11 protein-coding genes are annotated in these 13,674 nt (G+C 51.6%); 2 read left to right on the top strand and 9 right to left on the bottom strand.

Annotated features, from left to right (window positions below; all coding sequences use genetic code 11):
- Positions 1 to 56: 56 nt before the first annotated feature.
- Positions 57 to 482 carry an organic hydroperoxide resistance protein gene (locus tag AC6HVW_RS19560; protein WP_024486966.1) on the bottom strand — a complete coding sequence of 142 codons (426 nt, stop codon included), beginning with the start codon at positions 480 to 482 and terminating at the stop codon, positions 57 to 59.
- A 130-nt stretch (positions 483 to 612) separates the two neighbouring features.
- Between AC6HVW_RS19560 and AC6HVW_RS19555 the strand changes: the two genes are divergently transcribed.
- Positions 613 to 1,212 carry an HD domain-containing protein gene (locus tag AC6HVW_RS19555; protein ID WP_071681696.1) on the top strand — a complete coding sequence of 200 codons (600 nt, stop codon included), beginning with the start codon at positions 613 to 615 and terminating at the stop codon, positions 1,210 to 1,212.
- A 357-nt stretch (positions 1,213 to 1,569) separates the two neighbouring features.
- Here the strand turns inward: AC6HVW_RS19555 and AC6HVW_RS19550 are convergent, their stop codons facing one another.
- Positions 1,570 to 2,970, bottom strand: coding sequence for a glycoside hydrolase family 1 protein (locus AC6HVW_RS19550; RefSeq protein WP_071681695.1), 1,401 nt, complete (start codon positions 2,968 to 2,970; stop codon positions 1,570 to 1,572).
- A 23-nt stretch (positions 2,971 to 2,993) separates the two neighbouring features.
- Positions 2,994 to 4,871, bottom strand: a complete 1,878-nt coding sequence (bglF, locus tag AC6HVW_RS19545; protein ID WP_071681693.1) for a PTS beta-glucoside transporter subunit IIABC — start codon at positions 4,869 to 4,871, stop codon at positions 2,994 to 2,996.
- A 631-nt stretch (positions 4,872 to 5,502) separates the two neighbouring features.
- Between bglF and AC6HVW_RS19540 the strand changes: the two genes are divergently transcribed.
- The gene (locus AC6HVW_RS19540; RefSeq protein ID WP_071681691.1) at positions 5,503 to 6,252 is read left to right on the top strand and encodes an NAD-dependent epimerase/dehydratase family protein; all 750 of its coding nucleotides are present in this window, start codon (positions 5,503 to 5,505) and stop codon (positions 6,250 to 6,252) included.
- Between the two features lie 652 nt (positions 6,253 to 6,904).
- Here AC6HVW_RS19540 and AC6HVW_RS19535 read toward each other — a convergent pair.
- From AC6HVW_RS19535 to AC6HVW_RS19510, 6 genes are all read right to left on the bottom strand, one after another.
- On the bottom strand, positions 6,905 to 7,471 hold the full coding sequence (locus tag AC6HVW_RS19535) for a helix-turn-helix transcriptional regulator (protein WP_071681690.1): 567 nt from the start codon (positions 7,469 to 7,471) through the stop codon (positions 6,905 to 6,907).
- Positions 7,472 to 7,576: 105 nt separating this feature from the next.
- Positions 7,577 to 8,821 carry a fimbrial protein gene (locus tag AC6HVW_RS19530; RefSeq protein WP_137751107.1) on the bottom strand — a complete coding sequence of 415 codons (1,245 nt, stop codon included), beginning with the start codon at positions 8,819 to 8,821 and terminating at the stop codon, positions 7,577 to 7,579.
- 64 nt (positions 8,822 to 8,885) lie between these two features.
- A complete protein-coding gene (locus tag AC6HVW_RS19525; RefSeq protein WP_081367021.1) occupies positions 8,886 to 11,540 on the bottom strand; it encodes a fimbria/pilus outer membrane usher protein in 2,655 nt (884 codons plus the stop codon).
- A 74-nt stretch (positions 11,541 to 11,614) separates the two neighbouring features.
- Positions 11,615 to 12,280 carry a fimbrial biogenesis chaperone gene (locus tag AC6HVW_RS19520; RefSeq protein ID WP_175415643.1) on the bottom strand — a complete coding sequence of 222 codons (666 nt, stop codon included), beginning with the start codon at positions 12,278 to 12,280 and terminating at the stop codon, positions 11,615 to 11,617.
- 93 nt (positions 12,281 to 12,373) lie between these two features.
- Positions 12,374 to 12,922: a fimbrial protein gene (locus AC6HVW_RS19515; RefSeq protein ID WP_071681687.1), complete on the bottom strand. Its 549-nt coding sequence runs from the start codon at positions 12,920 to 12,922 to the stop codon at positions 12,374 to 12,376.
- 105 nt (positions 12,923 to 13,027) lie between these two features.
- Positions 13,028 to 13,426 (bottom strand): winged helix-turn-helix domain-containing protein, encoded by a 399-nt coding sequence (locus AC6HVW_RS19510; RefSeq protein WP_071681685.1) that lies wholly within the window; start codon positions 13,424 to 13,426, stop codon positions 13,028 to 13,030.
- Between the last annotated feature and the right edge of the window lie 248 nt (positions 13,427 to 13,674).

Genomic DNA, 13,674 nt, shown 5'->3' with positions numbered 1-13,674 from the left:
GACTTGTGAATGGGGGAGCATTGCCCCCCTCTTTCACCGGTTTTTGGCAGGAAACATTATTTAATGTTAAGGGTTACATCGATATTGCCGCGCGTGGCATTGGAGTAGGGGCAGACCACATGGGCTTTCTTCACCAAGTCTTCCGCGACGCTACGCTCTACGCCCGGCAAGCTGATATCCAGCTGAACCTCAATACCAAAACCGTTGGGGATCTCACCGATACCGACGGTGCCCTCGATGGAGGCTTCAGCAGGGATTTTCACTTTTTCCTTCGAGGCGACAAACTTCAGTGCCCCCAGGAAACAGGCCGAATAGCCCGCGGCAAACAGTTGCTCAGGGTTGGTAACCTCCCCACCGGCGCCGCCCATCTCTTTCGGCACGCCTAATTTCACGTCCAACACGCCGTCGGATGAGGTTGCACGGCCGTCTCGGCCACCGGTTGCCTTGGCATGGGCGCGATAAACCACTTTCTCAATAGACATAGATCGTTCCTTTTCGGGTTGGTGACCCGATCCAGTGTAGACCATTCTGCGCGTAGCCCAGGCTCGCACAACCGACGTTAAGCACGGTATGCTAAGTTCTATCCATCGGATGCCGCAGGGAAATCAAAGCATGACTGACACATTGGCCGAACGCGCCCGCCGCTATGCCACCAAAGCGCATGGAGCGATCGATCAGCGCCGCAAATACACGAACGACCCGTATATTGTGCATCCGCAGGCAGTGATGGAGATTGTCAGCAGCGTGCCGCACAGCGAAGAGATGCTGGCTGCGGCCTGGTTGCATGACACCGTGGAAGATACCCCCTCTACGCTGGCCGATATCGAAAGCCATTTTGGCCTGCAGGTTGCCAGCCTGGTCGCTATGCTGACCAACGTCAGCGTCGGCAGCGCGGAAAATCGCTATCAACGCAAGAACCGCGATCGTCGCCACAGCGCCAATGCCTCCCCACAGGCCAAAACCATCAAGCTGGCCGATTTGATCGACAACACCCGTTCCCTGTTGCAATACGATAACCACTTCGCCAAAACCTACCTGGTGGAAAAACAGCGCCTGCTGGAAGTGCTGACCGAAGGCGATCCACAACTGTGGCGGCAGGCTAGCTATATCATCGAACAGGGCTTGCAGGCGCTGCAGCGGCCTCCGCATAACGTCCCGGCCCGTTGGTTTGACCATGCCCGGCAGCGATATCAGGCAAACGAGGTGGTGTAAGCTTGAGATAGGTGGGAGAGATAAGCACTGCTATGGCCCCTCACCCTAGCCCTCTCCCACAGGGAGAGGGGACCGATCGAGTTGACTATCAGTTACAGAAATTACCTGGCCATTGCACCCAATCCGCTCCCTTTTAGGCAGGAAACAAAACGTTCGCAGCCCCCAACCGCAACACCGTGACAGCCCACTCTCCCTGTGGGAGGAGACCGTTCGAGTTGACCATCAGTTACAGCCATTGCACCCAATCCGCTCCCTTTTGGGCAGGATAAAGCGATCGCAGCACCCGACCGCAACACCGTGGCAGCTCCCTCTCCCTGTGGGAGAGGGTTGGGGTGAGGGGCCTATTTCCCTGAGTAATTACTTGATCTTCAAGCTGCTGCCGTTGCTGTGGATCACATCACGATACCAGTAGAAACTCTTCTTGCGGCGGCGCTCCAGGCTGCCGTTACCTGCATCATCGCGATCGACATAGATAAAACCGTAGCGCTTCGCCATCTCCGCTTTGGAAGCGCTGACCAGATCGATCGGCCCCCAACTGGTGTAACCCATCACCTCAACCCCATCGTCGATCGCTTCCGCAACCTGCACCAGATGATCGTTGATATAGTCAATGCGGTAATCGTCGTTGATGCTGCCGTCGGCCTCAATGCGATCTTTCGCCCCCAGGCCGTTCTCGACGATAAACAGTGGTTTCTGATAGCGGTCATACAGCACGTTGAGCAGATAACGCAGCCCCACCGGGTCAATCTGCCAGCCCCATTCCGAGCTTGCCAGATGTGGGTTAGGCACCATGTTGAGGATATTGGCCCGGGCGGTCTTGTTCTGCTCTTCATCGGTGGTCACGCAGCCACTCATATAGTAACTGAACGAGATGAAATCGACGGTTTCGCGCAGTGCCTGCTTGTCTTCCTCAGTGATCGTCACCTGAATGTCGTTCTCACGGAAGAAGCGCTTCATATAGGCCGGGTACGCACCGCGTACCTGCACGTCACCGAAGAACATCCAGTCGCGGTTCTGACGCTGGGTTTCCAACAGGTCTTCCGGCTTGCAGCTCAGCGGATAAAGAATACCGCCCAGCAACATATTACCGATCTTACCGTCCGGCACGATCTCATGGCAGGCTTTGACCGCCTTGGCGCTGGCTACCAACTGATGGTGGATCGCCTGGTAAATCTCGCTTTTGCTGCTGTCTTCAGGCAGGCCCACGCCGGTAAACGGCGCATGCAGCGACATGTTGATCTCATTGAAGGTCAGCCAGTGTTTGACCTTGTGCTTGTAACGTTCGAACACCGTGCGGGCATAACGCTCGAAAAACTCAATAAGTTGGCGATTGCCCCAACCGCCATACTTTTGCGTCAGGGCATAGGGCATTTCGTAATGCGACAGGGTGATCAATGGCTGAATGCCGTATTTTGCCATCTCATCGAACAGCCGATCGTAAAACGCCAGCCCGGCTTCATTCGGCACCTCTTCATCCCCTTGTGGGAAGATACGCGTCCAGGCGATCGAGGTACGCAGGCACTTGAAGCCCATCTCGGCAAACAATGCGATATCTTCAGGGTAACGGTGGTAGAAATCGATCGCCACATCCTTGATACCGCTGTCTCCGGCAACGCGCGGCGTCAGCCCGCCAAAGATCCCTTGGGGTTGCAGATCTGACGTCGAAAGGCCTTTGCCATCTTCCAGATACGCGCCTTCAACCTGATTTGCCGCGACCGCGCCGCCCCATAGAAAATGCTGTGGAAATTTGCAACTCATCGCTTTCTCCTCAATAAACCTGATTAACGTAATAGTGTCAGCAGCGGTGCCTGTTCCTGCACCGGACTTTGGCCGCTGGTAAGCACATCGACATAGTCGTCGCTATTGCTGATGATGATCGGGGTGGTGGTATCGAAACCTGCGGCACGGATCGCCTCTTGGTCAAACTCGATCAGCAGATCGCCCTGTTTAACGCGATCGCCCTCTTTGATATGGGCGGTAAAATGCAGGCCGTTAAGCTTGACGGTATCGATACCCACGTGGATGAGCACCTCGGCACCCTCATCCGATTCAATGCCGATGGCGTGCTTGGTTTTGAACAGCGATGCCACACAGCCATTGACTGGGGCCACCACTCGGCCCTGGTGCGGCATAATGGCCACGCCTTTACCCAGCAGGCCGCTGGCAAAGGTGGCATCCTGAACCTGTTCCAACGGGATGATGTCGCCAGCAATCGGGCTGGTGACCTGCTGCTTGCGGTTGAGAGATGCCTGTGGAGCTGGGGTCGGGGCCGCTTCAGCCGGTTGTTCCGCTGGCGGTACGATGCCGAACAGATAGCTGGCAATAGCCGCAAACACAAACGACACCAAGGTACCGGCAATCGCCCCCAGGACCGTCGCATCAAAGCCGCCCGCCGGAATGATCTGGGCAAAGGTGAAGATACTGACCAAACCAAACGAGTAGGTTGCCGTGTGGAAGTAACCGATCACCGCACCACCCAGCGCTCCGCCAATACAGCCGAAAATAAATGGCCGTTTGTTTGGCAGCGTGACCCCGTACACTGCAGGCTCGGTAATACCGAAGATACCGGCGGTAACGGCAGAGCCCGCCATCACCCGCAGCTTGGCATCGCGGGTACGCAGCATCACGCCCAATGTAGCCCCCACTTGCCCCATCACCGCAGGCAGCAGCAGTGGAGACAGGGTGTCGCGCCCAAATACGCTCATATTGTTGAGCATCAGCGGTATCAGCCCCCAATGCAGGCCGAAGATCACACAGACCTGCCAGGCCGCGCCCATAAAGGCACCGGCCACGATCGGGTTGAAGGCATAGATAGCCTGATAACCGTTGGCCAACATCAGGCTCAGCCAGGTAGCCGCCGGGCCAATCAGCAGGAAGGTGAGCGGCACGGTTATCACCAGGCACATCAACGGCGTCACGAAATTACGCAGTGCGCTGTGCAACACGCGGTTAAATAGCGGCTCCAGGCGGCAGGACACCCAGGCGGCAAAAATGATCGGAATAACCGATGAGCTGTAGTTGATAAAGGTGATAGGGATGCCGAGGAAATACTCCGGCTGGGCACCCGGAAGCTGAGCCGCCTCAAAAGCCCCCATCATCAACGGATGCGTCAACGCCCCACCAATAGCCATGGTGACAAAAACGTTACCGCCAAATTTCTTACCAGCGGTGTAACCCAGCATGATCGGTAAGAAATAGAACAGCGCGTCACTCGACGCAAACAGCAGCTTGTAGGTGCCGCTACTCTCCAACAGCCAACCACAGGCCAGGCTCAACGCAAGGAAGCCCTTGAGGATCCCCGAAGCGGCCATCACGCCGAGCAACGGGGTAAAAATGCCGGAAACCACGTCGATAAAGCGGCTGAGCAGATTTTCCTGTTTATCTTCTTGTGCATTGGCGGGCGTTTCCTCACCCGCACCAAGCTGCGCATTCAAGGCGTTAAAAACCTCCCCGACGTGGTTACCTACCACCACCTGAAACTGGCCACCGCTTTCCACGACCATGATGACGCCCGGATTTTTCTTCAGCGCCTCCGCATCCGCCTTACCGTGTTCTTGCAGTTTAAAACGCAGGCGGGTGGCGCAATGCACCAGGCTTTTCACATTGTCGCGGCCACCGACGCCGGCCAAGATCTCACTGGCTAATTCCTGATATTTCATGGTTGCATCCTTAACGCTTAACCTTGCTGCTCCCTAGACACGGCGATGGCCAATCGTCGTGGAGGAATTCAGCGCAAAAAAAAACCTAAACCTCGCGGCCTCTGATCCCAACATGGGGAAACAGAAACTCGAGGTTTAGGTTTTGCCTGCCAAAGCAGTGACAACCCTAAATCGGTTGAGCTATGACGGTAACATTCTGTTTTTCAGTGCGGCAAGGCTTTCCGCCACAAAGTTGCCGAAGTGTGATCCGGTAGACAAAATCCCCTGTCATCCCCTCAGCGCTTTTGTACCGTTAGCTAGCCATAAAAAACATTACTATTTTTAACCTATTTCCGTAGTGTAATTTACCGTAAAGGCATGTCTTAATACGCAACAAAACATAATCAATAAAGACTAAAGCCATTAAATAACATTGAATTACGATTTAATTTCGACCTGTTTGTTTCATCGAATTTATCATTATACTCATTTTTGAGTAGCCAAAAAACCCTCTACAAACCCCAGCAAATGCTAAGCAAAATCTTAATCAATCCAGAAAATACATCAGAAAAACTAACTAAAAGATGGACAAAAATAGTTCAGAGTATTATTACTAGTCTCCAGAAAATTTGCTTTAGGGAAAGTAGTCGCCATGGCATTACGTACAGAACTTGGGCGGGTGTTAATTACCGGTGCCGGTGGCCGAGTGGCGACCGCGTTCAGGCAGTTTGCTGGCCACCGTTACGACTTTCGCCTGGCGGAAAAAGAAGCTGGCCTGATCTCTCATTTGCGGCCCAATGACGAGGTACTGACGTTCGATATCACCGATATCGAGGCTTGCCGGGCAGCCTGCGCCAACATCGATACCGTGCTGCATTTGGCTGCCGATCCTTCGGCGGATGCCGATTTCTGTTCTTCACTGATGAACAACAACATCCTTGGTACATTCAACATCTTCCGGGCAGCGAAAGACGCAGGCTGCCAACGCGTGGTGTTTGCCAGCAGTGCACAAGCGGTGGAAGGCTATCCGTTGGATTACCAGGTGCGCCCGGACGATGCGCCGAAGCCGAAGAATATGTACGGGGCCAGCAAGGCGTTTGGCGAAGGTATCGCCGCCTATTTTGCCCATCAGGAAGGGCTTTCTGCACTGTCGGTGCGGATTGCCAACTTCACGACGTTGGAAGCGGGCCAGCAGATCAGCGCACGGGATCTGAGCGCCTTTCTGAGCCACCGGGATGCCGCCGATCTGCTCGATCGCTGCATCCGCGTTACAAAAGTGCAGCATGCGGTGGTGCATGGCATCTCTAACAACCGCTATAAGCGACTGTCGTTAGAGGAGACCACGCGACTGCTGGATTACTACCCCGAGGACGATGCGTTTACCCTGCTCGGGTTTAGCTGAGCGGGCGCAGCACGCTGCGCCCGTTGAACCCAGCAACATTGCCACTTTGTCATCAATCTGACGTCGTATATCTGCCCTTTCCGCTTTGTGATTTTTTCGGGCAGGCTTCTGTCCGTCCTGGAAGAGACTTTCCATTATCGGGTAAAGTAGGAAGATAAACACTGCCGGGGCCTTTTAGGTTTTAATGTCCTCTGAATTCTGAGAATTGCATCTGTAGTTGAGCATGAAAAAGTTTATTAAACATACGGAAATAATAGATGAGATGGTGGGAAAGGATGAGGTAGTTAAGGAACTACTTATTGTGATGGTAAGTCAATGTTGATTTGAAAATTGAATGAATTATTAACAGAATCATCACAAAGCAACAGCCGATGATACAATTATTTCATTGCTTTTAAAAAATGAAGTCCTGAAGAACCACTCCTCTTTATTTAAGATTCAGATTAGCGCTGGGCTATGCAGAGTTAACCTGAAATATATTCATAGCCAAAATTTATTTTGACATCACTATTCAAGTTTTTATCACTGTGATTTTTAAATGGGAGGGTTTGATGGAAAACGCCTCCCACTACACCTATTCTTCATGGCGCAATTAACTTTTAAAAATAATTAATGTACTAAGTTACCAATCCCTATGTAGCATTATGATTAATTATATGCTTTCATATAATATAATCTTCTCTCTAATCGGCCATATATCAAATATGTTCCGCCCTCCCAATTTGTGCAATGCATTTCTTCTGTGTGAATATACTGTTTTTATAGAAATTTTTAAAAATCGGCCAATAGATTGTGGGTTCATGCCGCTGATGGTATGCAGAAGGATAGTTTTCTCTCTACTCGTTAACGAAGATTTTATTGGCGGTTCAGGTAATTTACCTTTCTGCTGACCTTCTTTGATTTTTTTTAATATTCCTTCGGCATCCGTGTTAGCATCAAGGAAGCATTGTTTTTTAAAAGCAAAATTAAACCTCACCTTATTATTGGTAGGAATGAAAATCAACTGGCCAGTAAGTTGTTCCGTTGAAATTAAGTAAGAAAGTTCAACGCTATAATAAGATATGTAAAAAATGAATACATCTGCCTTTCTTATTTCATCTTTTGTTTCTTCGAACAAAGTTTTTGGTTCTACTTTCCTGATTTCATTTTTATCGTTTTTTATTTTTTCTTGAAGCCCTAAAAAGAAGTAATTATTATCAGTTATTATGTTGATTTTCATTTCTCATACTCCATTATGATACTTACTTTATTAGGTTGAATTTGGGTGGCTAAAAACAGATCTATAAGGCCTCAAAATAACTGAGACCTTAAGCAGTATAAGGTTCTAATAATAATTGATAGTAAACGTCATTTTACCATCCGCCCGGCCGCCTACCAGCTGTGTATTAGTTTTTATATAACGAGCGGCTAACGGGATCTTCAATGTTGTAGTTCCATCTTTGGGCGCTATCACAGTCTGAACTTGACTAAAGTTAAAGGGGGTTGGTGTTCCTGAAGAATTACCGTACCCGATTTGAATACCTATCCCTTGTGCTGCGGGATCAGCTGTTGATGAATTTACTGCCATAATACCTTGAAGAGGATCAATGACTGGATTCATTGGTGTCAGCCCTAATGTCAGCGCGTTAGGATCAGAGCTGCTTATGCTGGTAGTGACCACTCCATTTCCTGACCTTCTTAACGAGGTGTTACTCATGTTATAAGTGCCATAGAACGTAGGGCAGTTGTTTAATGTTACGGACGCATCCACCCACGGTGTTGCAGAATTGGCACTTGTAAATTCAGTTGAAGCATATCGACCTAAATCTACATTAACATCAGGGGTTGCGCAGGTAGTCGACACTACATTGAGACTTCCATTAAACTGCAGGTATTGAAGCGGAAGAGGAAGTCCAGCAACACCTGCTGCGATTTTCGTTACGGCTACTGTTGGGAAATTTGCCGCATTAATAATTCCCGGCGTGACAGGGCCTGTTTTCACCAGCCAAACACGATAAGATCCGCTATTGACTACGGGCTTTTCTACCTCAAAAAAATCCGTCCTTTCTATGCGTGGTAATTTTTCATTGAAGCCATTTGTTCCTGTGATAAAGACACCGATCCCAGGCAGTCCACTCTCATATACCGTGCCGCTAAAGCCCCCTATCGTTACAGGAACAATAGGTAAGGGTGTAGTGTTATATTGGGCATATTGTTGCAATGTCACATCTGCATCACAGATTAATACCGCCCCCATATTCTGGAAGGTGTAGTCAGCTCTATATAAAGCGGTGCCGACAGGCGTGTCGGGGCCAACGGTAATATTGCCAGAAAGCGTTAAGATGCCTTGAAATGGAACCACACCCGGAACCGGGGAGCACGTTACTGCCTCTGCATGCTGACTAAAAACAGCACTCATGATGAGGATAGTACATATCGGCAGTGTAGATAACACTGAAAATATATTTTTCAGTGGGTTTGAATTTTTTCGTTTCATTGATTTATCTCTCATGCTGAGAAAGCCTGGATAATGAGGTAAGAAGCTGATAAATAAAATTCGTTTAGCATTCAGTGAAACGAGTCTTATCACCACATTTCCTACCTATCTAGGTTATCTAACTAGTATTAAATATCGTGGCTCATGCCATGTTTGTTTAACTTTCGCCTGCGGGTGCATCTATACCTGCGTTGGCCAGTATTTTGTTCCCCGGCACCGGAGCGTCATTCGGTGAACAAGCTGAGTTAAACTGTTGAATCTGCGATTGCTTCTGCCCTTTGGCTACCGGCATCAGGACATAGCTGACGGCGCATTGCATCTCGCGGCCTTCCCCCCATTTCACGCGCAGTTGCCCCCGGTCTTCCACTACGCGGGCATACAGTTGCCCACCCTGGCCGACGGAGCCCACGCTGTTTCCCTTGCTGTCAAAGATATCGGCCCCAAACGGCACCGGCTCACCCCGGTAGGTGGCGTTGACGAGAATAGGGGTGCCTTGCTTGGTGGCATATTTCACCTTCACCACCGCCCCGGAGTACGGCGCCACCTTCTGGCTGGTGTTGTCCAGCTCCACATCGGACGCGGTGCCTTTCGGATCGATACTGATGTCGTTCATCTGGTACGGGTTCAGGTATGGCACCACCGCGTAGCCGCGTGAGTCGATCTTCACCCCAGGGTATGACGACACGCTGGCCCCTTCGGCTCCCTTGGCCTCGACCAGGGCAAAGGTATCCGAGGTATAGGGGGTAAAGGTCACGCCGCCAGAGTGTGCAATCACCGTGCCGTTCAGGCCGGCGGACGCACTCTGATAGCCTTTGCCGGTACTGTAGGTGCCGCTCAGTGCGGTCACCGGACTGCGGTAGTTGCCGCTCAGCGAGCCGCTGGTGCCCATGCCCTGGTTGGCATTCATCGCCGTCACGCCGTAGCTGTACTGATTCTCTGCCCCGGCGGTACCGGAGACGGTGGCCTGCTGGCCATAACGCCCGGTGCTGTCATGGGACAGGTCCATGCGCAGCTGTGGTGTGTGGGTCTGGTCATTCCGACCCAGCGGCAGACTGAAGCTCAGCAGGTAGTTGGTCTGCGAGCTGCCCAGGCTGGAGAACGTCCGGTTGGCGCTGATCCCATAGGACAGGCTCTTGTAGCGGTTGTTGTAGCCCACCTGATACTGCTTCTCGCTGCCGTCCTTGTTCCAGTAGTTCTGCAGGGAGCCACTGACATACAGCTGCCCCCAGTTGTCGGGCAACCCCTGACCGGCGGTCAGGGTGAGGCGGTTCTTGGCCCGCCAGATCGAGTCGGGAGAAAACCCCTGCGCCACGGCGTCGCGCGTCTGCATCGCCGTCATGAAATCCATGTAGCCATCGGTCGAGAAGCGGTAGGCCGCCAGCGACAGGTTGCTGTTGGTCTCGCTGATCAGTTTGCTGTAACTGACCTGATAGCTTTGGCCGCTGAGGCTGTTGCCTGACTGATGTCGGCCATTTTCATCGGTGCCGTTTTGCAGATGGGTACGTGCCTGGGTGACATCAAACGCCAGTGCGCCAATCGGGGTGCCCACCGCCGCCCCCAGCTGCAGCGCATAGTAATCCTGGCTGAGCTGCAGGCCGCCGTAGCCGGTGATGGCGTTGGTCAGCCCCAACTGGTAGGTCGCCTGGTACAAAGCGGGTTTATCACGCAGGTTGTCGCTGCGAACTTCACCCGCGGTGATGGAATAGCGCGATGCACCTGGGCGCAGCAACTGGGCCACCGACGCATAGGGCACGCTGAAAGTCTGCTCGGTGCCGTCGGATTCCCGTACGCTCACCTCCAGATCGCCACCGTAGCCGGTCGGGTAGAGATCGTTGATCAGGAACTCTCCCGGGGTGACCGTGGTTTCATACAGCACCTGGCCGCTCTGACGTACGGTGACACGGGCATTGGTACGGGCAATGCCGCGGATTTCCGGCGCGTAACCGCGCAGGGATTCGGGCAACATCCGTTCGTCGGTGGACAGTTGGATACCGGTAAACGGCAGCGTATCGAACAGTTGGCCGGTGGTGTTTGACTGCCCCATCAAGACACGGGCCTTGAGCGCGGGGATATCGCGCTGCAGGTAGGTGTTGATGTTGCTGTACTGGTTCGGCCCGTTATCCATGCGGGTATAGGAGCCGTTGTGGCGCAGGTACCAGGCCCCGACGTTCAGCCCGGCATTCACCCCGGCGAACAGCGAGTTGAAGGTTTCACCGTGTGAATCGCTGGTATAGCCGTTGACGTTGTAGCCAAGCAGTAGCGCTGGTACACCGCTGTCCCAGAGTTCCGGGCTGACCGTACCCCGGGCGGTGTTCAGCATGTACACCTGGGGAATGACAATATCCAGACGTTGTTCATTACTGTCGTAATTAACCTGGGCTTCAGGAATTTTTTGCTGCAGGTCGAGACACTGCTCGCCTGCTTGTTGCTGGCTTAAAAAGTCCGAGGGTAATTTTTCGTAATTGAACGCGATGTTCTTGATCAGCTCGCTGGTCAGGCAGGGATATACAGTTTTATCCGCGCGCGCCTTGAATTCGATATCGGTATTGCTGACCAACTGTTCGTTAACGAATACCGCCGTCTTATAGACACCGGGCAGGGCCGACGAGCCATTGGCAAAGCGGCTGAGGTCAACCGATTTTTCATCATCAACATTCAGGAAAGACGGATCAAACTCCAGGTTCTTTGCGATCTCTTGTGGCGCGGAGGGGGGAGTCTCAGCCTGGACGCCGCCAACAAAAAAGGTCGATAAAATGGCCAGTGTCAGGGGGGAAAGTCGCCTCTGGTGGCCGGGTTGCAAAGATGTAGACATAAGAGATCCTTTCAAGAACGTATTTCCTGAATAATGGTGGATACTGCAATAAGTTATGCTGACTACAATCGAAGCTATTTCATGACCGCATCGAAAGGCAGTACGGCACCGTAGTCGTTCACATAGGTTCCGCTGATTTTGCTGCCAGCCTGGCCCGGCAATTCCAGCGTCATAGTGCTATTCGGGGCGATCATCGCACTGTCGAGCTTCTTGCCGTTGATGGACAGATTGACCAGCGAGGCATAGAACGGTGTCGGGTTGGTGGCCTGCACCTTGTTCCCCTGGGTACTCCAGGTGACCGCCTTGGCGGCATCGTTGGCATTGCCTGCCAGACCAGCCGGGCGATAGAACAGCTTGATACGGGTACGGAACGCCATTTGCAGCTTGTTTTCGTCGGTTTTGGCCTGACTCTTGGCCGGCACTTCCAGCACGTTCAACCAGAACACCGACTCTTTATCCATCGGTAATGCACCGCCGGAGTAGCTGATACGCAGCGTCTGACCCTTGCCGGCCTCGACACGGTTCATCGGCGGGGTCAGGACGAAGGGCACCTTGATGGCTGATGGTTTGGCATTGGCATCGCCACTGTCGATCCAGCTTTGCAGCAGTACTGGCGATGGGCCGCCGTTGCTGATTTTGACGCTGATTTCCTTTGCATCCGACGGGTAAATCACGCGGGTACCGCTGATGACCACGCTGGCGAGGCTGCTGGTATTGAACAGGGTTAGAGCCGCCAGCATGCCAGCCTGAAAAGTCGTAGGTGAGAAAAGCTTCATGATTAACTCCGAACGGGCAGGCGAATCGGGAGGGGGATATTCCCCTCCCGCAATCCATTACTGGTACTGGATGGAGTACACTACGTTGCTGTCTACCAGACCGGCCGTGGTCGGTGCTTCGGCGTAGTAGCGAACGATGTAAGACAGGTCGGCGCTTCCGCTAGAGATGTCTTTATAACCTGCCGTGGTGCGCTGGATCTGGTTGCCGGCATTGATCACTGTTGGCGTTGTGTTGTTGGCATCAAGCAGTTGCAAACTAACCCCGGAAGCACCAGCACCGTTCAGGTTTTTCAGGCGACCAGTAGTCAAATCAACAGAAGAGCCCGCTTCGAAGAACGCGGAAGCCGTCTGCAAGGTGCCAGCACAGTTGTTCAACGCCATCACGAAGCCGGTATCACCAGCGGTCTGGGTTGCCGCAGTCAATTGGTTGGTACCGATAGTTGGCAGAGTCACGGTGGCGTCCGCTGTCTGGCCGTCAACAACAACGTCACAGGTAGTAGCGGTCAGTTCCCCGTTAAAGGTGATGGTACCGGTAGAGGCAGCTTGAGCCAGACCAACAGAACCGAATACTGCGACCAGGGATGCAACGATTGCTAACTTTTTCATATCTATTCCTTCAATTCTTAATGTTGTGTCATTTCAAATTCCTTTAAAATGACGATTTAATATCCAAGGATTTTATGGATATAGTTTTATTAACTAAGTGAAAACTCAGTTAAAGTTTTTATAAAATAAAGGCGTGACATCTGGACTATTCAATGAATATCCTGCCCCCCTTGTATTTAATATGAAATCGTGGGGTAAGCCGAGGGAACTCAGCTTTAACCTTAATTCGTTTATCGCTTGCCATAAACGTTGGTTAGAAGAAGAAAGATTAGCATCCTCCCAAACGTATTTAAATATTTCATCTTTAGATAGTCTCTCTCCTTTTTCGTGCTGGAGTATAAATACCAACAAGCGTAAGGTGACCTCACTCAACTCAATCGAGCCAAATAAAACAGCCTTACCCATTTTTCCTGACGAAATTGTACTGATGCGAATCAGTCTTTTATGGGGTATATCAAGTTGAATGTCATTATCAATAAGAAATCCAAATAGGTTATTCTCCATATTAACCCTTGAGATGATGGTGAGCGTATTCACGATAAAGACGAACTATTCCTTTTGGTCGCATTATAAATACAACGTATCCCACAGCAACCCCAAAAAATAAAAAAGGCAAAGCGTTTTTAAGATGTTAAATTTAGCATTTAATCCTTCATGACTATGCAAGTTCGTTCTTTTCAACCAAGCTACTACTCCTGGTAGAGAAATATTTTTTTCTGCCTATGCGGTTTTTTAGTAGCATTAGCTCCTGT

It is taken from the genome of Serratia sp. NCCP-200, assembly GCF_059697885.1.
This window is presented reverse-complemented; position numbering and strand designations above follow the sequence as displayed.

Excerpts from the sequence above, each read along its gene's own strand:
- AC6HVW_RS19550 (WP_071681695.1), bottom strand. The coding sequence starts at position 2,970 with ATGAGTTGCAAATTTCCACAGCATTTTCTATGGGGCGGCGCGGTCGCG.
- AC6HVW_RS19520 (WP_175415643.1), bottom strand. The coding sequence starts at position 12,280 with ATGCTGGCGGCTCTAACCCTGTTCAATACCAGCAGCCTCGCCAGCGTG.
- AC6HVW_RS19540 (WP_071681691.1), top strand. The coding sequence starts at position 5,503 with ATGGCATTACGTACAGAACTTGGGCGGGTGTTAATTACCGGTGCCGGT.
- AC6HVW_RS19515 (WP_071681687.1), bottom strand. The coding sequence starts at position 12,922 with ATGAAAAAGTTAGCAATCGTTGCATCCCTGGTCGCAGTATTCGGTTCT.
- AC6HVW_RS19535 (WP_071681690.1), bottom strand. The coding sequence starts at position 7,471 with ATGAAAATCAACATAATAACTGATAATAATTACTTCTTTTTAGGGCTT.
- AC6HVW_RS19555 (WP_071681696.1), top strand. The coding sequence starts at position 613 with ATGACTGACACATTGGCCGAACGCGCCCGCCGCTATGCCACCAAAGCG.
- AC6HVW_RS19560 (WP_024486966.1), bottom strand. The coding sequence starts at position 482 with ATGTCTATTGAGAAAGTGGTTTATCGCGCCCATGCCAAGGCAACCGGT.
- bglF (WP_071681693.1), bottom strand. The coding sequence starts at position 4,871 with ATGAAATATCAGGAATTAGCCAGTGAGATCTTGGCCGGCGTCGGTGGC.
- AC6HVW_RS19525 (WP_081367021.1), bottom strand. The coding sequence starts at position 11,540 with ATGTCTACATCTTTGCAACCCGGCCACCAGAGGCGACTTTCCCCCCTG.
- AC6HVW_RS19510 (WP_071681685.1), bottom strand. The coding sequence starts at position 13,426 with ATGGAGAATAACCTATTTGGATTTCTTATTGATAATGACATTCAACTT.